At 44.0% G+C, this 21231-nt stretch carries 15 protein-coding genes and 2 tRNA genes; 10 read left to right on the top strand and 7 right to left on the bottom strand.

Translation table 11 applies throughout. The annotated features are described in order from the left end of the window. Positions 1 to 34: 34 nt before the first annotated feature. The 3 genes from pgl to gnd form a co-directional block, all read right to left on the bottom strand. The gene (pgl, locus tag HMPREF9009_RS18645) at positions 35 to 760 is read right to left on the bottom strand and encodes a 6-phosphogluconolactonase (protein WP_049702960.1); all 726 of its coding nucleotides are present in this window, start codon (positions 758 to 760) and stop codon (positions 35 to 37) included. Continuing rightward, the gene (zwf, locus tag HMPREF9009_RS18650) at positions 757 to 2253 is read right to left on the bottom strand and encodes a glucose-6-phosphate dehydrogenase (protein WP_004314090.1); all 1497 of its coding nucleotides are present in this window, start codon (positions 2251 to 2253) and stop codon (positions 757 to 759) included. The genes pgl and zwf overlap by 4 nt, the downstream gene beginning before the upstream one ends. 388 nt (positions 2254 to 2641) lie before the next feature. Continuing rightward, the gene (gene gnd, locus HMPREF9009_RS18655) at positions 2642 to 4117 is read right to left on the bottom strand and encodes a decarboxylating NADP(+)-dependent phosphogluconate dehydrogenase (RefSeq protein ID WP_049702961.1); all 1476 of its coding nucleotides are present in this window, start codon (positions 4115 to 4117) and stop codon (positions 2642 to 2644) included. Positions 4118 to 4226: 109 nt separating this feature from the next. Here gnd and HMPREF9009_RS18660 point away from each other — a divergent pair, with 109 nt between their 5' ends. From HMPREF9009_RS18660 to HMPREF9009_RS18680, 5 genes are all read left to right on the top strand, one after another. After that, positions 4227 to 5396 (top strand): dicarboxylate/amino acid:cation symporter, encoded by a 1170-nt coding sequence (locus tag HMPREF9009_RS18660; RefSeq protein ID WP_004316342.1) that lies wholly within the window; start codon positions 4227 to 4229, stop codon positions 5394 to 5396. A 93-nt stretch (positions 5397 to 5489) separates the two neighbouring features. Further along, positions 5490 to 6560 (top strand): GDP-mannose 4,6-dehydratase, encoded by a 1071-nt coding sequence (gmd, locus tag HMPREF9009_RS18665; protein ID WP_004316341.1) that lies wholly within the window; start codon positions 5490 to 5492, stop codon positions 6558 to 6560. A gap of 107 nt (positions 6561 to 6667) precedes the next feature. After that, the gene (locus HMPREF9009_RS18670; RefSeq protein WP_049702962.1) at positions 6668 to 7738 is read left to right on the top strand and encodes a GDP-L-fucose synthase family protein; all 1071 of its coding nucleotides are present in this window, start codon (positions 6668 to 6670) and stop codon (positions 7736 to 7738) included. Between the two features lie 422 nt (positions 7739 to 8160). Beyond that, the gene (locus tag HMPREF9009_RS18675) at positions 8161 to 9819 is read left to right on the top strand and encodes an AMP-binding protein (RefSeq protein WP_008022073.1); all 1659 of its coding nucleotides are present in this window, start codon (positions 8161 to 8163) and stop codon (positions 9817 to 9819) included. Positions 9820 to 9873: 54 nt separating this feature from the next. Further along, positions 9874 to 11022: an LA_2272 family surface repeat-containing protein gene (locus HMPREF9009_RS18680; RefSeq protein ID WP_049702963.1), complete on the top strand. Its 1149-nt coding sequence runs from the start codon at positions 9874 to 9876 to the stop codon at positions 11020 to 11022. 196 nt (positions 11023 to 11218) lie between these two features. On the opposite strand, the gene HMPREF9009_RS18685 is transcribed toward HMPREF9009_RS18680, so the two are convergent. The 3 genes from HMPREF9009_RS18685 to HMPREF9009_RS18695 all read right to left on the bottom strand — a co-directional run bounded on the left by HMPREF9009_RS18685 (position 11219) and on the right by HMPREF9009_RS18695 (position 15761). After that, positions 11219 to 13213 (bottom strand): fructose-bisphosphatase class III, encoded by a 1995-nt coding sequence (locus HMPREF9009_RS18685; protein WP_008775961.1) that lies wholly within the window; start codon positions 13211 to 13213, stop codon positions 11219 to 11221. 65 nt (positions 13214 to 13278) lie between these two features. Further along, positions 13279 to 14943 carry a putative transporter gene (locus HMPREF9009_RS18690; protein ID WP_008019318.1) on the bottom strand — a complete coding sequence of 555 codons (1665 nt, stop codon included), beginning with the start codon at positions 14941 to 14943 and terminating at the stop codon, positions 13279 to 13281. Positions 14944 to 15314: 371 nt separating this feature from the next. Beyond that, positions 15315 to 15761 carry a hypothetical protein gene (locus HMPREF9009_RS18695; RefSeq protein WP_008644218.1) on the bottom strand — a complete coding sequence of 149 codons (447 nt, stop codon included), beginning with the start codon at positions 15759 to 15761 and terminating at the stop codon, positions 15315 to 15317. A gap of 213 nt (positions 15762 to 15974) precedes the next feature. On the opposite strand from HMPREF9009_RS18695, the gene HMPREF9009_RS18700 reads away from it, so the two are divergent. The 4 genes from HMPREF9009_RS18700 to HMPREF9009_RS18715 all read left to right on the top strand — a co-directional run bounded on the left by HMPREF9009_RS18700 (position 15975) and on the right by HMPREF9009_RS18715 (position 19607). Further along, on the top strand, positions 15975 to 17549 hold the full coding sequence (locus HMPREF9009_RS18700; protein WP_032842191.1) for an AAA family ATPase: 1575 nt from the start codon (positions 15975 to 15977) through the stop codon (positions 17547 to 17549). Next, positions 17524 to 18951 carry a vWA domain-containing protein gene (locus HMPREF9009_RS18705; protein WP_049702964.1) on the top strand — a complete coding sequence of 476 codons (1428 nt, stop codon included), beginning with the start codon at positions 17524 to 17526 and terminating at the stop codon, positions 18949 to 18951. Before HMPREF9009_RS18700 ends, HMPREF9009_RS18705 begins: the two co-directional genes overlap by 26 nt. Before the next feature lie 430 nt (positions 18952 to 19381). Next, a tRNA-Ser gene (locus HMPREF9009_RS18710) sits at positions 19382 to 19468 on the top strand. A 67-nt stretch (positions 19469 to 19535) separates the two neighbouring features. Next, positions 19536 to 19607 (top strand) — tRNA-Glu (locus HMPREF9009_RS18715). A 202-nt stretch (positions 19608 to 19809) separates the two neighbouring features. Here the strand turns inward: HMPREF9009_RS18715 and HMPREF9009_RS18720 are convergent. Then, on the bottom strand, positions 19810 to 20631 hold the full coding sequence (locus HMPREF9009_RS18720) for a DUF3845 domain-containing protein (protein WP_049702965.1): 822 nt from the start codon (positions 20629 to 20631) through the stop codon (positions 19810 to 19812). A gap of 15 nt (positions 20632 to 20646) precedes the next feature. Between HMPREF9009_RS18720 and HMPREF9009_RS18725 the strand changes: the two genes are divergently transcribed. Beyond that, positions 20647 to 21231 (top strand): Crp/Fnr family transcriptional regulator, encoded by a 585-nt coding sequence (locus HMPREF9009_RS18725; protein ID WP_004316331.1) that lies wholly within the window; start codon positions 20647 to 20649, stop codon positions 21229 to 21231.

The raw sequence follows: 21231 nt of genomic DNA on the forward strand, positions 1-21231 counted from the left end.
TTTCTGTTAGTTTCGTCAACGAAACAGTTCTAATTCATTTTTTATTACTATCGTCAATATATGCGGCAGCCGCTTTATCCACAAATAGCTCTACATTCTGCGCGTGATGAGCTATATAGGCTGCGGGACCAGTGTCTCCCGAATTACAGATTTCTTCTACTACGTCGACTTTATTTTTTCCGGTAATCAGGAAAATGACATAGCGGGCATTCTGAATGGGGTATCCCGTCATTGCGATGCGCTTCTGCCCGTTACGGGGATGAGCGCTGACTACATAAATAGAGTTTGAAGTCAGCAAATCTTCTTGTCCGGGAAAGATGGAAGACGTGTGTCCGTCGTCTCCGGCCCCCAACAGTACAATATCAAATTCGGGCCAACCACGCTTCAGCGGCACTTGCTGCCGGACTAACTCCGAATAACGGACCGCTTCTTTCGCAGGCTTCGCCTCTCCACGAATACGGAATACATTTTCATACAAAATAGGAGTCAAACCCAAAAGGAGGTTGCGCATCATTCCGTAATTACTGTCCGAATCATCGGGAGGCACACAACGTTCATCCACCCAATAAATCCGCATACGATCCCACGGGGTAATTTCCATGTATTCATTCGCCCACAAATCGAACATCAGAGCAGGTGTGTTGCCACCGCTGACTGCGATATTGAACACTCTGTCCGGCTCTTCATTCATGATTTCCACCAAGCGGAGTATCAATGCTCGTGAAGTTTCAATAGATGAAGGAAAAACTGATAGTTTCATAATTCACAATATTGATCTGTATTCGTCAAATTCTTACAAGGATTCGTCCAGTCGGCCCCATGTTCGTGCATCATCGCTTCGCTTTCCAAAGGTCCCCACGTACCTGCGGGATAACCGTAAAGAGGTGCGTCGGGGTTGTCTTTCCAATAACGGAGTACCGGATCGAAAAATTTCCATGAGGCTTCTACTGCGTCACTTCGAGTAAATAAAGTCGGATCACCCTGGATGCAGTCGTCTATCAGACGGGCATAAGCGTCGCCACTGGGTACGCCGCCCAACTGCGCGTAACTGAAATCCATCGTCACCTGGCGCACTTCAAAACCTGCGCCGGGTACTTTCATTCCGATTTTGAGCACTATTCCTTCATTCGGTTGCAAACGAAGAATCAATTTATTAGCCCGCGGACAGTTGCCACCGGCACAATGAAACATCTGATGAGGTGTCTCACGGAAATGAACGACGATTTCCGTTACTTTCGTCGGCATTTGTTTACCTGTACGAATGTAGAACGGAACGCCACTCCAGCGCCAGTTGCTAATGCCCAGTTTCATGGCAATATAAGTATCCGTACGCGAATCGGGAGCCACTCCTTTTTCTTCACGATAGCCTTTTTTATTGCCGGAGGCTGTATATTGTCCACGAACGATATGTTCGTTCAAATCCACTTCATTCAACGGGGTGAGAGATTCGTAGACCTTCACCACTTCGTTGCGGAAATTGTCCGCGTTGAAAACAGCGGGCGGTTCCATAGCCGTAAGGGCTACGAGCTGTATCAGGTGATTTTGCACCATATCCCGCAGTGCACCTGCCGTCTCATAGAATCCGCCACGTTGTTCGATACCCAGATTTTCTACGGCTGTGATTTCTACGTAGTCGATATAGTTACGGTTCCAGAGAGGTTCGAAGATACCGTTGGCAAAACGGAAAGCCAGTACATTCTGGGCTGTTTCCTTACCGAGAAAATGGTCGATACGGTAAATTTGATGCTCATTGAAAACAGAAGCATACGTTTTATTCAGTTCACGTGCCGATTCGAGATCATAACCGAAAGGTTTCTCGACGATGATACGTGAATGGGGAGTGTTGAGTCCGGCAGCTTTGAGGTATAAGGGCACTACTCCGTACAGTGACGGCGGAGTGGCTAGGTAGAACAGCAGGTTGTCCGGGTCTACCTCACCAGTTAAGTCGACCAGACGTTGGCGGAGTTGCGGGTAACCTTCTTCTTTTGCCGGGTCCATCGGTAAATAGTAGAGATGGGAGACAAACGAAGCCATCAGAGCTGTGTCCTGTTCTTCGGACTTTACGAACTGTTGCAGTTCTTCTAAGATATAGGAACGGTAGTTATCGTCAGAGTAGACCGTACGCCCGATACCCAATATAGAATACTCTCCGGTCAACCGCTTTTCACGGTAGAGGGAGTAAAGGGCGGGCATCAGCTTACGCTTGGTCAGATCACCCGACGCACCGAAAATTATCATTGCAAATTTATCCATTTTTCAAGAGTTGTTTTAATTTCTGTTTTGAGATGGTAAATGATAATTTTGCGGAGTGCCCTGAAAGGGCTTAATTATATAGCGTAGGGCAACGCCCTACGTAAAAACGATAATCTGAATTTGCGCCCTGAAAGGGCATAATTGTATACAGTTCCGCCCTTTCAGGGCTTGTGGCTGGTGTGTCTTTTTCGTAGGGCGTTGCCCTACGCTATGTAATTAAGCCCTTTCAGGGCACCCCAATAAATATATAATTGTAAGGCTTTCAGCCTAACCGATAAATTCTCATTCAACCGATAAATTCCCATTTAACCGATAAATTCCCATTTAACCGCTAAATTCCCATTTATCATTTCAAATTCCCATTTATCATTTCAAAACTGTTTTCTATTTAAACATTATATGTACCCGATTTCGTATCTCCTCCGTGACCTGTCCAGTTCTCGTGGAAGAACTGTCCACGCAACTCGTCTTTGCGCTCGAAAGTGTGCGCGCCGAAATAATCGCGTTGTGCCTGCACAAGATTGGCGGGCAGATCGGCAGATGTGAGCGAATAGAAATAGTTCAGCGCAGAAGAGAAAGCAGGAACAGGAAGTTCTTCTTTCATGGCTTCCGCCACCAGGTTTTTCCATCCGAGAAGCAATGTTTTCATTTCTTCTTTAAAATAAGGAGCCAACAACAAGTGTTTAGGCTTGTCGGTGGCTTCGAAGGCGGCAGCAATGTCGTTCAGGAATATACTGCGGATGATGCATCCTCCACGCCACATACGGGCAATGGAAGCCAGGTCGAGATGCCAGTCGAAAGCGTCGGAAGCACGTTGCAACACGGCGAATCCCTGGGCATAAGAGACGAGTTTGGAAGCATAAAGAGCAGAAAATATATTCTTTACGAGTTCCACCTTATTATATATAGGTTGTGTATGTTGACACTGATATTGTCTGGAAGCCAGATGACGCAAGTCTTTCTGTGCAGAAAGGCTTCGTTCGAATACCGCTGTGGCAATCAATCCCAACGGCATGCCGAGTTCCATAGCGTTGATAACCGACCATTTGCCGGTTCCTTTCTGTCCGGCCGCATCCAAGATTTTATCAATCAGATACCCTCCGGATTTGTCTTTATGCCGCAGGATGTTGGCGGTGATTTCGATCAGGTAGCTGCGTAGTTTGCCTTCGTTCCAACGGGCAAAGACATCAGCCATTTCCTCATTGGTCAGATCCAGCAACTTTTTCATCACCCAATAGGCTTCAGCAATCAGCTGCATATCACCATATTCGATACCGTTGTGAATCATCTTCACAAAATGACCCGATCCGGCAGGGCCTACCCATTGGCAACAGGGAGTGCCGTCCGGTGCTTTTGCCGCAATGCTTTGAAGGATCGGTTTCACTTCCGGCCATGCTTTCTCCGAACCGCCGGGCATGATAGAAGCTCCATTCAAGGCTCCTTCTTCACCGCCAGACACTCCGCTACCGACGAAGAGAAATCCTTTCGACTCCGCCAGTTTGACGCGGCGGTTGGTATCTTCATAATTGGAGTTACCACCATCAATAAGAATATCTCCCGGTGAAAGCAACGGGAAAAGCTGATCCATCAGTTCGTCAACCGGACTTCCGGCACGAACCATCATCATTATCTTACGGGGAATAGCTATCGAATCTACAAATGCTTTTATATCTGTGAATCCTTCGATGTTTTTACCTTTTGCACGACCATTCATAAAGCGATCTACCACTCCTTCCTCTACTCCGGGAACTGTACGGTTATAAACCGATACATGCCATCCCTTACTCTCCATGTTTAAAGCAAGATTCTCGCCCATCACAGCCAAGCCGATAAGTCCGATATCTGTTTTATTCTGATTTGCCATAACTTATATATTTTGAATATTCTTTATCTTAGTAACAGTTGAAATGCACATTTGTTCGCAATATTTTAGATTAAAATATTATTTTTGTGGTCTACAAATAAAATCAAGGATGAAGAAGATCAAAATCGGTTTGTTGGCACGCATCGTAATCGCCATCATTTTGGGTATTGCCATCGGCACTTTTTTCCCGGCTCCGCTAGTGCGAATATTCGTTACTTTCAACGGCATTTTCAGCGAGTTTCTCAATTTCTCTATCCCGCTGATTATCGTCGGACTGGTAACGGTGGCTATTGCCGACATCGGAAAAGGTGCAGGAAAAATGCTGCTCGTGACGGCTCTGATTGCTTATTTCGCCACCCTGTTTTCGGGATTCCTCTCCTACTTCACAGGAGTCACCGTGTTTCCGTCACTCATCGAACCGGGAGCGCCGCTTGAAGAAGTGAGTGAAGCACAAGGAATCCTCCCCTACTTCTCCGTCTCCATCCCACCGCTGATGAACGTCATGACGGCCTTGGTATTAGCCTTCACCTTGGGCTTGGGACTGGCGTCACTGAACAGCGACGCATTGAAAAACGTGGCACGTGATTTTCAGGAAATTATCGTACGAATGATTAGCGCAGTCATTCTGCCTTTGCTGCCGCTTTATATCTTTGGCATATTCCTCAACATGACACATTCGGGACAAGTATATTCCATCCTGATGGTGTTTATTAAAATTATCGGAGTCATCTTTGCTCTTCACATCTTCCTGTTAGTTTTTCAGTATTCCATTGCGGCACTGTTTGTACACAAAAACCCGTTTAAATTACTTAATAAAATGCTGCCGGCTTACTTCACGGCATTGGGCACACAATCTTCGGCAGCCACCATCCCCGTAACGCTGGAACAGACCAAAAAGAACGGGGTATCTGCCGAAGTGGCCGGTTTCGTGATTCCGCTCTGTGCCACCATTCATCTGTCGGGCAGCACACTGAAAATCGTAGCCTGCGCACTGGCATTGATGATGATGCAGGGAATACCGTTTGACTTCCCCTTGTTTGCCGGATTTATCTTCATGCTGGGCATCACAATGATAGCCGCTCCGGGGGTTCCGGGCGGAGCTATCATGGCCTCTCTGGGAATTCTTCAATCCATGCTCGGCTTCGACGAATCGGCACAGGCTTTGATGATTGCGCTTTACATCGCAATGGACAGTTTCGGCACAGCCTGCAACGTGACGGGCGACGGAGCTATCGCTTTGATTATCGACAAAATAATGGGGAAAAACCGTGCTGAATGACTGTGCTGAAAAATAATTGGGTAGTAGCTTGGCTGGCTCACAAAAAATGCCGACATTTGCACCCACATTTTCAATTATATTAAATAATAGCGTATGAAAAAAGCCCTAATTTCAGGCATCACCGGGCAGGATGGTTCTTATCTTGCCGAATTTCTATTGCAAAAAGGTTACGAAGTACACGGTATACTCCGTCGTTCTTCTTCGTTCAATACAGGACGTATTGAACATTTGTATTTTGACGAGTGGGTGCGCGACATGAAACAGAAACGTACGATCAATCTGCATTATGGGGATATGACAGATTCTAGTTCGTTAATTCGTATTATTCAACAGGTGCAACCGGATGAAATCTACAATCTCGCTGCTCAAAGCCACGTGAAGGTTTCATTCGACGTTCCGGAATACACGGCCGAAGCGGATGCTATCGGTACGTTGCGTATGCTCGAAGCGGTACGCATCCTGGGACTGGAAAAGAAAACCCGCATCTATCAGGCTTCTACTTCCGAATTGTTCGGTAAGGTGCAGGAAGTTCCACAAAAAGAGACAACTCCATTCTATCCCCGTTCTCCGTATGGGGTAGCCAAACAATATGGTTTCTGGATTACTAAAAACTACCGCGAAAGCTATGGTATGTTTGCCGTAAACGGAATCTTGTTCAATCACGAGAGTGAACGCCGTGGCGAGACATTCGTTACCCGTAAAATTTCGCTTGCTGCCGCACGTATCGCACAGGGCGAACAGGACAAACTGTATCTGGGTAATCTGGATGCACGTCGCGACTGGGGATATGCCAAGGATTACATCGAATGTATGTGGCTGATTCTGCAACATGACGTTCCCGAAGATTTCGTAATTGCTACCGGAGAAATGCACACAGTGCGCGAATTCGCAACGCTGGCATTCAAGGAAGCAGGCATCGAACTTCGTTGGGAAGGTGAAGGCGTGAATGAGAAAGGTATCGACGTAGCTACCGGAAAGTCTTTGGTAGAGGTTGATCCTAAATATTTCCGTCCGTCAGAGGTGGAACAACTGCTGGGTGACCCGACTAAAGCAAAAACATTGTTAGGATGGGATCCATGCAAAACATCATTCGAAGAACTGGTAAGTATCATGGTGCGCCACGATATGGAAAAGGTGAAGCGGATGATTGCTACCAAACATTAAATGAATTTCATTTCACCACAGATTAACACAGATTTCCACAGAGTTTTTTTATATCTATAATCTGTGGAAATCTGTGTTAATCTGTGGTGAAAATAATAAAAGATAGAATGGAAAAGAATGCAAAGATATATGTAGCAGGACACCGCGGACTTGTGGGATCTGCTATCTGGAAGAATTTGCAGGATAAAGGATACACCAATCTGATAGGCCGCACGCACAAAGAGCTTGACCTGCTGGATGGAATGGCTGTCCGTAAATTCTTCGATGAAGAACAACCGGAATATGTATTCCTTGCCGCTGCCTTTGTGGGTGGTATCATGGCGAACAGCATCTACCGTGCCGACTTTATATACAAGAATCTGCAGATTCAACAGAACATTATCGGAGAGAGTTTCCGTCACAACGTGAAAAAGTTGCTCTTCCTCGGTAGTACGTGTATTTATCCACGCGATGCCGAACAGCCGATGAAGGAAGATGTATTGCTTACTTCACCGTTGGAATATACCAACGAGCCGTATGCAATCGCCAAAATTGCCGGACTGAAAATGTGCGAGAGCTTCAACCTGCAATATGGAACGAACTACATCGCCGTGATGCCGACAAACCTTTACGGCCCGAATGATAATTTCGATTTGGAACGCAGCCATGTATTGCCTGCCATGATTCGCAAGATTCATTTGGCACACTGTCTGAAAGAAGGAAACTGGGAAGCTGTACGCAAGGATATGAACCAACGTCCGGTGGAAGGTGTCAATGGCGACAGCTCGAAAGAGGACATTCTGGCTATTCTGAGAAAATACGGAATCAACGAAACAGAGGTCACTCTCTGGGGTACGGGTACTCCTCTCCGCGAATTCCTCTGGAGCGAAGAAATGGCGGATGCCAGTGTCTTCGTTATGGAGCATGTGGACTTTAAAGATACCTATAAAGAAGGTAGCAAAGATATCCGCAACTGCCATATCAACATCGGAACCGGTAAGGAAATCACCATCCGCCAACTGGCCGAACGGATCGTTGAAACAGTAGGTTATCAAGGTAAACTGACCTTCGACAGCAGCAAACCGGACGGCACAATGCGCAAGCTAACCGATCCTTCAAAACTGCATGCACTGGGCTGGCACCACAAAATTGAAATCGAGGAAGGCGTACAAAGAATGTACGAATGGTACTTGAAATAAGAAATGAAGTTACTGTAAATATGCTATTAGCTGAATGTTTTTTGCTAATAGCATATTTTTTTTAGCTATAATGATAATTAAATTAGCTATAATGATAATCAGTTTTGCTATAATGATAATCCTATTAGCTATAAGCATAATCTGTTGAGCTATGAGCATAATCTTTTTTATACTACGAGTCAATCTATTTTATTATAAGTTAATCCCTTTTGTGATAAGCCTTCATCCAACTAAGCATCATTTATTCAACCATAAGCACCATTCATTCAATTATAAGCCTCATCCATTGTATTTATAACGTATCGCCACACAAATTCCCCCACTACTCTCTCCTCCATTTCCAAAAAATCTTCACTCTTAATTCTTCATTCTTAATATAATTGCTATATTTGCACAATTTAATACCAAATGTGCAAAAAACAATGGAACAAAGTTTTATAGCCTATATTGAGAATAGTATCAAGAATAATTGGGACCTGGATGCCCTGACCGATTATAAAGGTGCAACTTTACAGTATAAAGACGTAGCTCGTAAAATCGAGAAACTCCATATCATCTTTGAAGAAAGCGGAATCCGCAAAGGAGACAAGATTGCCGTTTGTGGAAGAAACAGCTCTCACTGGGGAGTTACTTTCCTTGCCACACTGACGTATGGAGCCGTTATTGTACCTATTCTCCATGAATTTAAAGCAGATAACGTGCATAATATCGTCAACCACTCCGAAGCTAAATTACTGCTTGTAGGAGATATGGTATGGGAAAACCTGAACGAGTCGGCAATGCCGCTATTGGAAGGTATCCTGATGATGAATGACTTCACCCTATTAGTGTCACGCAGCGAACGACTCACGTATGCACGCGAACATCTGAACGAAATGTTCGGCAAAAAATATCCGAAGAATTTCCGTAAAGAGCATGTCGCTTATCACAAAGACGAACCGGAAGAACTGGCAGTTATCAATTATACTTCGGGAACAACGAGTTATTCCAAAGGAGTAATGCTCCCCTACCGCAGTCTGTGGTCGAATACCAAATTTGCTTTTGAAGTGTTGGAACTGGAAGCCGGAGATAAAATCGTTTCCATGCTTCCTATGGCACACATGTACGGATTGGCTTTTGAATTCCTTTATGAGTTCTCCGTAGGTTGCCACATCTACTTCCTCACCCGTATGCCAAGCCCTAAGATTATCTTCCAGGCTTTTGAAGAAGTGAAACCCAGTCTGATTGTTGCCGTACCACTCATCATCGAAAAGATAATCAAGAAAAGCGTACTTCCGAAGTTGGAAACTCCGGCGATGAAGATATTGCTGAAAGTGCCTATTATCAATGACAAGATAAAGGCAACAGTGCGCGAAGAGATGATTAAGGCATTTGGCGGAAACTTCAAGGCAGTCATCGTAGGAGGTGCAGCGTTCAATCAAGAAGTGGAACAGTTCTTGAAAATGATTGATTTCCCTTATACGGTTGGATATGGAATGACGGAATGTGGCCCGATTATCTGCTACGAAGATTGGAGAAAGTTCAAACCGGGTTCTTGCGGAAAGGCTGTGCCACGGATGGATGTACGGGTATTGTCATCTGATCCCGAAAATATTGTTGGTGAAATCGTATGTAAGGGCCCGAATGTGATGCTGGGCTATTACAAAAACGAAGAAGCCACTCAAGAAGTCATCGACAAGGACGGTTGGTTGCATACCGGCGACTTGGCTTTGATGGATGAAGAAGGTAATGTTACAATCAAAGGACGCAGCAAGAACCTGTTATTGAGCTCCAGCGGACAGAATATCTATCCGGAAGAAATTGAGGATAAGTTGAACAACCTGCCATACGTGGCTGAAAGCATTATCGTTCAGCAAAACGAGAAACTTGTCGGACTTGTTTATCCCGACTTTGACGATGCGTTCGCCCACGGCCTGAAGACTGAAGACATCGAACAAGTAATGGAAGAAAACCGCGTGACACTGAACACTATGTTACCGGCATACAGCCAGATATCCAAGATGAAAATCTATCCGGAAGAATTTGAAAAGACACCGAAGAAGAGCATCAAGCGTTATTTGTATCAGGAAGCAAAAGGCTGATAGATTGTCAGCTGCATAGAGAAAGATATAACTTAAACCGAAAAAGAGAAAGGAATGAAGATAAAGAAAACAATACTTACGGCAGCTATACTAATGGCTGCCGTTTCTTTACCGGCACAGAACAAGAGTGCAGGGATCAATATATCCATCTGGAAAGATATATGCACGCAACCGCATGATAGTACACAGACGACATACATAAACATCGGCCTCCTGTCTACCATGAACCGTCTGAACGGTGTGGGTATCAATGCGTTGGGAAGCGTGGTTCATGATGACATGAACGGAGTACAAATCACCGGATTAGCCAACTTGGCAGGGGGCACTATGCGAGGCGTTCAGCTGGCCGGTATCAGTAATATCAGCGGCGATAACACCGTAGGGCTTTCTGCTGCCGGATTGGTAAATATCACCGGCGACAAAGCACAGGGAGTAGTCATATCCGGGCTAACGAGCATCGGCGGAGACAACAACTCGGGGTTAATGATTAGTGGTTTCATGAATGTGACGGGCAATATGGCTTCGGGCTTACACTTTTCCGGAGTAGCAAATATCACCGGACAGAGCTTCGGTGGTCTGATGGCTTCGGGACTTTTAAATGTAGTAGGCGAACACATGAACGGTTTGCAGATAGCAGGAATTGCCAATATAACCGCATCAAAGCTGAATGGAGTGCAAGTAGCATTATGCAACTACGCTACGAAAGCGCGCGGACTTCAAATTGGTCTTGTCAATTACTACAAAGAAGATATGAAAGGTTTCCAACTTGGTTTGGTGAATGCAAATCCTGATACAAAAGTGCAAATGATGGTATACGGTGGAAATGCAACGCCTGCCAATATCGGGGTACGGTTCAAGAACCAGTTGTTTTATACAATATTGGGAGTGGGTTCCATGTATCAGGGATTGAATGATAAGTTTTCGGCCAGCGCATCCTATCGTGCCGGTCTGTCTTTCCCCCTTTACAAGGGGTTATCCATCAGCGGAGACCTCGGATACCAGCATATCGAGGCTTTTGACAACAAAGATGAGGTCATCCCGAAACGCCTGTACGCATTGCAGGCACGTGCAAATCTGGAATATCAATTTACCAAGAAGTTCGGCATCTTTGCAACAGGTGGATATGGGGTAACCAGATTCTATAATAAATCGAGCAATTACGATAAGGGAGCTATTATCGAAGCGGGTATTGTTCTTTTCTAAACTTATTCACCACAGAGGACGCAGAGGACACAGAGGTTTACTATTTTTTATTTACTATAGAGTAACACAGAGTCTCACGTATTTAGAATCGTATTTATCGCTCTGTTTTACTTGCAGAAAAAAAACTCTGTGTCCTCTGCGTCCTCTGTGGTGAATAAATTCAGAAACGTGCAACTTTGAGCATACTGATTACTAATTATACCTTTTCTTTTATCAGACCGGTACGATAAGCAACGAGCAATTTCTTCAAATCCTGTATTTGAGTCACCAGTTCTTTTCCTTTATCGGTATCTTTCACCATCATCCGTTGCGAATTGAACTCCAGGACAAAGTTGGTAGATTTGATATCAAGTCCCTCTTCGATAGCTTTCTGACGAGACTGGAACGGCTCGTGCTGCACAAGCTGCATACCATGAGAGTGATAAACAAGCGTATATCCCGCAATTCCCGTTTCCGGCTGATAAGCTTTTGAGAATCCGCCATCAATAACGAAAAGCTTGCCATTGGCTTTCATTGGCTGTTCTCCCTGAATTGTTTTCACAGGCACATGCCCGTTGATGATATGCGAGTGAGGGCCGGAAGCTCCAAACTCTGCCAAAATCTGATCGCAGACATCTTCCCGGTTACGCAATGTATAATAATAACCTTTCTTCTCTTTATGCAATTCTTTATCTTCTACGAAATAACGCTCAAAGGTCGCCATCTTATCCTTATCGAACAAGGGAGCTTCCGGACCACACCACATATACCAAATGTAATCCATAGCAAATTCCTTATCCTCCTCCCCTTCTTCATCGAAGTACGCAGTACGAATCAGTTGATCGGCTTTATCCAGCAATTTACGCCCCCAATACTCCTTACCACGTATTTTGACATGCTTAAAGCTGCCATCCTCATTCAGAGGGACAGAAGCGTGATAAAGAAGATTTGAATTTGAAACCAGATACATTCCGCCATAGGTAAACAGGCAACGCATGTGTTTCTTCAGCTTTTCACTATTCATAAATGAATAATGAATCTTTTCTACCAATTCGCGTTCTTCTTCCGTCAACCGGTAAGGATCGGCAGGATCTACGGTAGGGAAGTTGGTATCGCGCAAAGCATATTCTTTTCCTTCGTATACAAAGACGCCACGCTCAAAATCAATCTTTTCCAGCAGTTTGCGGTTGGTCATCCCAAACTCCGGACGACGGTCGATGATTTCGGCTTCCAGTTTAAACTGGATAATGGTAATGGCCTTATGCATTTGAGTGATCAAGCGCAGAGTCTTCTCATTATAATGAGCGTCGGCAAAATTCATCTTCGGCATGAAGATGGTGCAAGGATCATCGGCATACGTATCCATTGCAAAAGTAGCCAATGGAAGCAGATTGATTCCGTATCCGTCTTCAAGCGTGCCCAGGTTGCCGTAGCGCATGGACATACGTATCACGTTGGCAATACAGCTGTCGTTACCGGAAGCTGCACCCATCCAGAGAATATCATGATTTCCCCATTGAATATCGAAGTTATGGTAATTGCACAACGTATCCATGATGATATGCGCGCCAGGACCACGGTCGTAAATATCGCCTACGATATGAAGAGAGTCAATAGTCAGACGCTGAATCAGATTGCACATAGCGATAATGAAATCGTCGGCACGCTTGGTAGTGATAATCGTACTGATAATTACATTGATATAGGCATGCTTGTTCGGCTCGATGGAAGATTCGTGCAATAATTCCTGAATAATATATGAGAACTCGGCAGGCAGCGATTTACGAACCTTCGAACGGGTATATTTGGAAGATACATTCTGACAGACCTTCACCAGTTGGTTCAGGGTAATCAGATACCAATCATCCAGATCCTTTTCACGGGCTTTCACTAATTGAAGTTTCTCTTCGGGATAGTAAATCAACGTGCAGATTTCTTTCTTTTCAGCCTCGCGGAGAGTGTTGCCGAATATTTCATTTACTTTACGTTTTACCGCACCTGAAGCGTTTTTCAGTACGTGCTGAAAAGCCTCGTATTCTCCATGAATGTCAGTCAGGAAATGCTCTGTCCCTTTAGGTAGATTTAAGATAGCCTCCAGATTGATTATTTCCGTACTAGCATCGGCAATCGTAGGAAAACTTCGGGAAAGCAGTTGCAGGTAACGGAGATCGCCCACAATGCTTTCAGGAGTTATGTTACTTTGAGCAGTCATTTTATTTACTATTTTACTATTTACAATTTACTAGTTACTAATTACGATTCAGCAATGTACCATTCTCAATTTAACAAGAACATCAACAACACTTGGGCGATAATTACCCGCAAGAACATACATAGCGGATAAACAGTCGCATAGGCTACGGATGGGTTGTCGCCGGGGATTGTATCGTTTACATAGTTCAGTGCCATCGGATTTGCCATACTTCCGCACAACATACCGGATACAGAACCGAAATCGATCTTCATCATCTTGAAGGCCACGAATCCAACCAACACTGTTGGAATGATAGTCAATCCGGCTCCCAAACCAATCCATAATAAGCCTTCCGGACGGAATACGGTATCGAAAAAGTGAGCTCCCGCATCCAGTCCCAGACAGGCAAGGTACATGGAAAGTCCCAAGGCACGCAACATCAGGTTCGCGCTACGGGTGGTATAGGTAATCATGTGTATCCGTGGTCCAAAAGTACCCAGAAGGATACCGACAATGATCGGTCCGCCCGCTAATCCCAACTTCACAGGAGTACTGACACCCGGAAAAGAGAAAGGAATAGCCCCCAGTGCCAAACCAAGCACGATACCGATAAATATAACAACCAGATTGGGTTCTTTCAGGCTTTTCACGGCATTTCCCAATACTTTCTCCACATTCTGGATAGCAGCAGCCTCGCCCACCACTGTCAGGCGGTCGCCCAACTGAAGTATCAATCCCGGAGTAGCAAGCAGTTGCACCCCCGACCGGTAAACACGGCTGATGTTAATACCGTAATGGTTTCTCAACCGGAGTGCACCGAGTTTCTTACCATTCAGTTCGGGACGGGTGACAACGATACGCTGCGAGATCAATTCGCTGTCAATCGCATTCCAGTCAATGTCCTCTTTATTCCAATCCGTATTTTCCTGTTCACCAAAAAGCACTGTCAGGGCCAAAGCGTCTTTTTCCGCAGTTACCACCAGCAGACGGTCGCCTTCTTTCAGAATCTTGTCTGAAGTCGGAATACTGACATGTCCGTCACGCCACAAACGGGATATGACAAACTTCGGGTAACTCATACGAGCTATATCCTTGATACTTTTATTGAAAATAGCAGGATTGTGTACTTGAAACGCTGCAATATAAGTTTTGTTCGCATCGTCTTTCTCTTTTATCTCCAAATCTTCTTTGCGAACCAATACTTTACGGATTAATAAAACGGCAAGGATTACGCCGACTACTCCCATCGGATAGGCCACCGCACATCCTAAAGCAGGCGTACTGCTGTTTATTCCCATCTGTTTCAGAGTTTGTTGCGCAGCTCCCAATGCCGGAGTGTTTGTCGTTGCTCCACAAAGGATGCCCACCATATCAGGAAGAGAGACACCCGTTGCATAACTAGCCACCACCGTCAACAACGTTCCCAGCAGAACGACTCCCAACGCCAACATATTCAGCGTTACCCCACCTTTACGGAAAGAGCTAAAAAAACCGGGACCGACTTGTAGCCCGAGGGAATAAACGAAAATGACCAGTCCGAAACTTTCTGCGTAGTTTAACATCTGCGGATCGACCGAAAGCCCGAGATGGCCGGCCAGGATACCCGCAAAAAAAACAAAAGTGACTCCCAGGGAAACTCCCCAGAAATGCACTCTTCCCAAGCCCAAACCAATGGCAGAAATCAGTGAAAGTACCACAACAGCCTGTAAGGCAGAATGTTCGATAAATAGACTATATAACCACTCCATGTATATAAAAACTAATAGGGCGCAAAGATAAAAACTATTTAGTCCGGTTCAAAACTTTTAAGCTTTCATTTCGCGCCCTAATTATACCCTGATTCATATATCCTGAAATCTTATTGATTACCCTTTTACACTGTTACCTGTTATTTTGTTTCTAATATCTGTTATATTTCTATCTTAACAATCTTATCCTTTCTCTTTTTACCCGCATCTTGTTATCCTTCCAACGATGCTTTTTTACCTGTTTCTTCCTTTACGCTTACCTATCTCTTTATCTTTTTCTAATTTCTTTATCTCTCCTAATTTCTTAACCTTTTCTTTTTTCTTCCTGCTTCACGTTTCTTCCTGCTTTACGCTTCATCTTGTTTCACGTCTCATCTTTTCCCTTGAAACTCCACAAAGTTATTTCGTCCGTCCAGATAACCGCTCAATCTGTTTCCACCGATATATACATCATCCAAGTATGAAACATCATTCGGTCCGTATGACATACGAATGGAAGTCTGTGCATAATTTTCCCAACTCCAACGGAAATTATATTCATATTGATCGACTGTTCCATTAGGATATTCCACCCGTATATAGTCGATTCCGGTACGGTCTAAAAAGAAGTCCAGTTCCTGACGGCAATAGTTACCGTCCATGTCGCGGTAGAAACTAACCCAAGTACGGCTACATAAATCAGCCGAACGGTTATAGTACCCTGCACCATTATTATCATCATCATAGAAACTGTCTATTTCCACTTCGCAAGAGGTAAAACTTACCATCAATATAGCCATCAACGCCAAACCGAAGTATTTAAATGTGCTCGTTTTCATATTCCTTTATTTTTAATGGTTCTCTAATTATTATATATCATTTATCTTTCGATAGAACAAAAGTAGAGAATGAATTTTCCCCATGAAACTGAAAACTCCTACTTATCGGGAGGAAATTGCCTAAATCTAGGAGTAAATCCCTCCGGTGAAGTCTATTTCAAAGAATTCTTGTATCTTTGCCTCTTGCTAACAACACATGAAATTATCCGTCACATGAAGTCTATCAAATCACATATCACCCAATTATTGAAGTCCCTCAATGAGGGAGTATTCGAAAAAGAGCATACCATCGCACTGTCTCTGCTATCCGCCATGGCAGGGGAAAGTATCTTTCTGCTGGGCCCTCCGGGAGTAGCTAAAAGTTTGGTAGCACGCAGGCTAAAACTGGCATTTAAAGACGCAGATGCTTTTGAGTATCTGATGTCCCGCTTCAGTACACCGGACGAAATATTCGGCCCCGTCTCCATTTCAAAATTGAAGGATGAAGATACGTACGAACGCATCACAAAAGGATACCTGCCGACAGCATCAATTGTCTTTCTGGATGAAATATGGAAGGCCGGCCCTGCTATCCAAAATTCCCTTTTGACGGTAATCAATGAAAAGATATACCGCAACGGACAATTTACGGTGCGTGTACCCCTGAAAGCATTAATTGCCGCTTCCAACGAACTGCCGGCAAAAGGTGAAGGACTGGAAGCCTTATACGACCGTTTCCTGATCCGTCAGTTTGTCGGATGTATCGAACAGGAATATGCGTTCGATCAGATGATTTCTTCTACGCGGGAAATAGAACCTGAAATCCCTGAAAAGCTCCAGGTGAACGATGAATTATACAACCAGATACAAGCTGAAAGCGAAAAAGTAGGTATTCACTATACCATTTTTGAGCTGATTCACAATATCAAACGAGAAATTGAACAATACAACACAGGACGGGATGAAAACACCCCTCCCATCTATGTATCCGACCGCCGCTGGAAGAAAATAGTAGGTCTACTCCGCACATCAGCCTATCTGAATGAATCTCCGGGAATTCATTTCTCCGACTGCCTATTGATGAGCGCCTGCCTATGGGATGAAATTTCGCAGCTCCCCATTATCGAAGAGATTGTAGAACAGTCGATAGCACGAGGCATCAACACCTATCTGTTAGGAGAAAAACGACTGGAGCAAAAACTGGACACACTGAAAGAAAACATGAAGTCCGAACACAGCCTACGTGAACTTAGCGATCCGGGAATCCAAGTCGTAGACACCTTCTATCATCGCATAGAAGGTTATCACATTGCCGGAAATCTACTCATTTTTGCTTCCGATTACCAGTCTTTGAAGAAAGACAGCAACCGACTGTTTTATATCCAACAAGATAAATTCCGTCCGGTCAACAAAATCCTAAAAGCCTACGATTTTGTAAAAAACAGAAATATCGCGCAAAAGAATATCTATTCCCTCCGAAAAGGAAGACGGTCTGTTTTCGTCAACAATCAGGAATATCCGTTACTATGTTATGACAATTGTGATCCTTTGCCTGCACAACAGGATGGCAACACTCCGTTCGAATTTACATTGCAGGAAGTGATCGACTTGCTGCATCAAATGGAAGTGGAATATAAAACAATCTCCGAGCGGGAAACAGCATATACAAAGGAGCATCTTTTCTTAAGCTCATCGCAAAAAAGCAAGATCAAACGAATTTTAGGAGAGACTGCACATATCATAGAGAATTACCGAAACGAACTCCGCATCATCGCTCACGCCCATGAACAAGAGAACAGAGAGTATTAGGCTCAAACACCTGCAAGACATTTATTACGAAAAATTGCAGGGAATAGCCTACGATGTGTACGACGAACAACTGCACAACCTGGTTATCCGTCCCGAAGAACTGGATGCGGACATTCACCGGTATTTTCGTCACACGCAACCCTCCCTGCAAGATTTCTACTCCCACTACGCGTCGCAATGGGAATACTTTCATGAAATGAATGAAGCATCCGACACCAAGTTTCTCCATTTCCTGAAAAACAGCGCCTACACGTTCTCAATGAAATATCACCTGGTAGACCTCAACGTAAAATACTACCTCCAGCGTTTTGACGCAATCAGCCCGCGCTCTAAAGAATGGAAAGCGTTGCGGACTCTCTTCTTCGACAAATGGCACACACTGCTCTCGAACAACGAGTTCAACTATCAGATGGAACATATCGAGCGGCTTTGTGATGATTTCTACCGTCTTCAGCTATCACTTGCCAAAAACCTTCCGGTGCGTGGCGGCTCACGCCTCGTCTGGTTACTCCGCAACCATAAACAGATAGCAGAACAGATTTTAGAATACGAAGAAACGATCAAACGAAATCCCGTTATCCGTGAACTGGTAGAAATCTTGGGCAAGAAACACCAAAGCAGCCGGAAACGTTTCAAAATGACTGCCGGTATTCATCGGGAACAAATTATATCTCATGCCACCCGAAGCGATATTACAGGTATTTGCGAAGGAAACGACTTAAACAGCCTTCTTCCCTTGGAATATTGTTATCTGGCCGAAAAAAGTCTGCAACCCATTTTCTTTGAGCGTTTCATTGAGAAGAGATTGCAAGTCATCGACTATCAATCACACGAAAAGCAAACCATCAACGACAAGAAAACAATAGGGAACGAAGTTTCCGAAGAAGCCGAAGGCCCTTTCATTGTTTGTCTGGACACTTCCGGTTCCATGGCAGGCGAACGGGAAAGAATCGCGAAATCCACCCTACTTGCCATTGCCGAACTGACGGAAGTGCAACATCGAAAATGTTACGTCATCCTGTTTTCCGATGATATCGAGTGCATTGAAATCACAGACTTAGGCAGCAGTTTCGATCGCCTGGTCGATTTCTTATGCCAATCCTTTCATGGCGGAACCGATATGGAACCTGTCATCACGCATGCTTTGCGAAAGATCAGCGAAGAAGGATATATGGAAGCGGACATTATCACCGTATCGGACTTTGAGATGCGTCCTGTCGATCAACTACTATCCCGGACCATCGAACACGCAAAAGCGAAACAGACAAAGATGTACGCTATTTCTTTAGGTGGCAAGAGTGCCGAGACCAGCTATCTGAAATTATGTGATAAATATTGGGAATATAGCATTCAAAACGCCGAAAGTCTTAATAAAAATAGAATCGAGGAATCAAATATTTAATCAATGTTATAAAACATCTCTTTTTTCTTGTTTTATTTGCAAAGTTGACAGAAGTCCGTATATTTGTACTGTGTTTTTCATAGTATTAGATTTAAGGTTAACAAAAAGATTGGCTGTCTGGGATAGATAGCCTTTTTTTATGTCCTTTTCTTACGTCAAATATACCGTCACTATCCCATCCGGATGTTTACCCTATCCCATGAAGATACCGTCACTATAATAAGCGGATAGCGTCAATATGTTTCAAGTTCCCATTCCATCGATAAAAATTAAAAGCTTTCGAAAAAAAAATTCTTCCGTTTAACATTTGAAACATAGCAGGTTATCTCATTTTACAAAAAACAGGTAAAAAAAATCTTGCTAAAAGATTTGCGTAGTCCAAAAGTTCCCCCTATATTTGCACCGCATTTGAGAGAGAATGCGGGTTCAAGGAAGTTTGGGTGAGTGGCTGAAACCACCAGTTTGCTAAACTGACGTACTCGTAAGGGTACCGGGGGTTCGAATCCCCCAGCTTCCGCAAAAAATCTCAATATAAAAAAGAGCTAAGTTTTAAAGACTTGGCTCTTTTTAATCTATCAAACTCCGGTGGGTTCGTCTAACGGTTAGGACACATGCCTCTCACGCATGTAATACGAGTTCGATTCTCGTACCCACTACTATCTGATTATCAGCCTCTTACTAACAAGTAAGGGGCTTTTTTATTGCCTTATATTTATCTCAAAATATCGTTTTTAAGCGATATAAAGAGGTATTTTCAAAAGAAAAATGCAAATTTTGCGCAAATTTTCATCTCGCATAGTTATCGTGCTATCCCATTAATGTACCTACCTACAAAGAAAAAGAGGAAATGCAGCTAAACTACATTTCCTCTTTTTCTTTATAGATCTCAAAGTAAGATTCTTTATCTATTCTCAACCGGACTCTTTCTTCCCTCTTCTGCCCAGCCAGGTTTACGAACAAGTTGAAATACAGTTGGCTGAAAGAAAGGTTGGAACGATCATAGGTTATATCAAACGTCCAGGTTCTACGGAAAGAATCGAAAGTAGCGAATGGTTGCTCACCTCCTTTACACATAAACACTTCCGGGAAAGACGTAGGCGGATAAGGCTGGAATAAGCCCGCTAATTGGGCATACACATAGTCAATCATCCATTCGTCTCCCGTCAAGGTCAGTTCCCCTTTCAAGCGGAGTTTGATTGCATAACTGGCAGTCACATCAGACGAGGTATAAACAGGGACTTGGCTTTCTACCGGATAGTTACCGTCTTTATATCCAAGACTCATCGTTAGTTTAGACCGGCCGACGCCATTAAATCCATCTACTTCCTGATCCGCCGACTGATTTTTCAGGTTAATCATAAATGTCAGTTTACCGAGAGTCGGGTCACCCGGATATTGCGCAAGCGTGTCCAACACATAATCTTCGGTATTATAACTTCGGGCTATCAAATCTCCCTTTCCTGCCTCCAAAGCCGGACCGCCTCTTTCCACATCCACGTTGCCAACCGGATAATAAATAGCATCATTATCCCTAACGCAACCACTCAAACAAAACAGCAACACTGCCAAGCCTATTATCTTATTCATAATCACCTTACTTCTTGATTTTGCGGACAAAGATACATCTTTTTTATACCACCCTTGATTTATGTCAACCGTTTTTAGTATTTTTGCACACATCAAGACAGAAAAGACATGGATACACTATTAAGAGAGACTGTAAATGCTGTTGTCAATTCCCGCTTTCCGGAGATGAGTATAGAAGGAAGACGGCAGATAGAAAGCATACTGATTCGTGAAGAATTTCCCAAAGGAGCCATAGCGCTCAACGAAGGAGAAGTAGCCCACGAACTTGTTTTTGTAGGAAAAGGCATGCTTAGGCAGTACTATTACAAAAACGGGAAAGACGTGACCGAACATTTCTCATACGAAGGATGTATCGTGATGTGCATTGAAAGTTTTCTGAAACAAGTACCCACCCGGCTAATCGTAGAAACTCTTGAACCTTCCATTATTTACTTATTCCCCCGCGACATGATACAAAAATTAGCGAGGGAGAACTGGGAAATCAATATGTTCTATCAAAAGATATTGGAATACTCTTTAATTGTATCACAGGTTAAAGCAGACTCCTGGCGTTTCGAATCCGCTCGCGAACGCTATAACCTCCTGCTCGAAACACATCCGGAAATCATCAAACGCGCGCCTCTGGCACACATCGCTTCCTATCTTCTGATGACACCGGAGACACTAAGCCGTGTACGCTCCGGTGTCCTATGA

It is taken from the genome of Bacteroides sp. 3_1_13 (genome assembly GCF_001185845.1).
Classification (GTDB): Bacteria; Bacteroidota; Bacteroidia; order Bacteroidales; family Bacteroidaceae; genus Bacteroides; species Bacteroides xylanisolvens.

What these genes read in the sequence shown, in the direction of transcription:
- HMPREF9009_RS18695 (WP_008644218.1), bottom strand. Translation starts at nt 15,761, where the DNA reads ATGAAAACGAGCACATTTAAATACTTCGGTTTGGCGTTGATGGCTATA.
- HMPREF9009_RS18660 (WP_004316342.1), top strand. Translation starts at nt 4,227, where the DNA reads ATGAAGAAGATCAAAATCGGTTTGTTGGCACGCATCGTAATCGCCATC.
- pgl (WP_049702960.1), bottom strand. Translation starts at nt 760, where the DNA reads ATGAAACTATCAGTTTTTCCTTCATCTATTGAAACTTCACGAGCATTG.
- HMPREF9009_RS18685 (WP_008775961.1), bottom strand. Translation starts at nt 13,213, where the DNA reads ATGACTGCTCAAAGTAACATAACTCCTGAAAGCATTGTGGGCGATCTC.
- HMPREF9009_RS18670 (WP_049702962.1), top strand. Translation starts at nt 6,668, where the DNA reads ATGGAAAAGAATGCAAAGATATATGTAGCAGGACACCGCGGACTTGTG.
- HMPREF9009_RS18705 (WP_049702964.1), top strand. Translation starts at nt 17,524, where the DNA reads ATGAACAAGAGAACAGAGAGTATTAGGCTCAAACACCTGCAAGACATT.
- HMPREF9009_RS18690 (WP_008019318.1), bottom strand. Translation starts at nt 14,943, where the DNA reads ATGGAGTGGTTATATAGTCTATTTATCGAACATTCTGCCTTACAGGCT.
- HMPREF9009_RS18725 (WP_004316331.1), top strand. Translation starts at nt 20,647, where the DNA reads ATGGATACACTATTAAGAGAGACTGTAAATGCTGTTGTCAATTCCCGC.
- HMPREF9009_RS18700 (WP_032842191.1), top strand. Translation starts at nt 15,975, where the DNA reads ATGAAGTCTATCAAATCACATATCACCCAATTATTGAAGTCCCTCAAT.
- gnd (WP_049702961.1), bottom strand. Translation starts at nt 4,117, where the DNA reads ATGGCAAATCAGAATAAAACAGATATCGGACTTATCGGCTTGGCTGTG.
- zwf (WP_004314090.1), bottom strand. Translation starts at nt 2,253, where the DNA reads ATGGATAAATTTGCAATGATAATTTTCGGTGCGTCGGGTGATCTGACC.
- HMPREF9009_RS18675 (WP_008022073.1), top strand. Translation starts at nt 8,161, where the DNA reads ATGGAACAAAGTTTTATAGCCTATATTGAGAATAGTATCAAGAATAAT.
- HMPREF9009_RS18680 (WP_049702963.1), top strand. Translation starts at nt 9,874, where the DNA reads ATGAAGATAAAGAAAACAATACTTACGGCAGCTATACTAATGGCTGCC.
- gmd (WP_004316341.1), top strand. Translation starts at nt 5,490, where the DNA reads ATGAAAAAAGCCCTAATTTCAGGCATCACCGGGCAGGATGGTTCTTAT.
- HMPREF9009_RS18720 (WP_049702965.1), bottom strand. Translation starts at nt 20,631, where the DNA reads ATGTGTGCAAAAATACTAAAAACGGTTGACATAAATCAAGGGTGGTAT.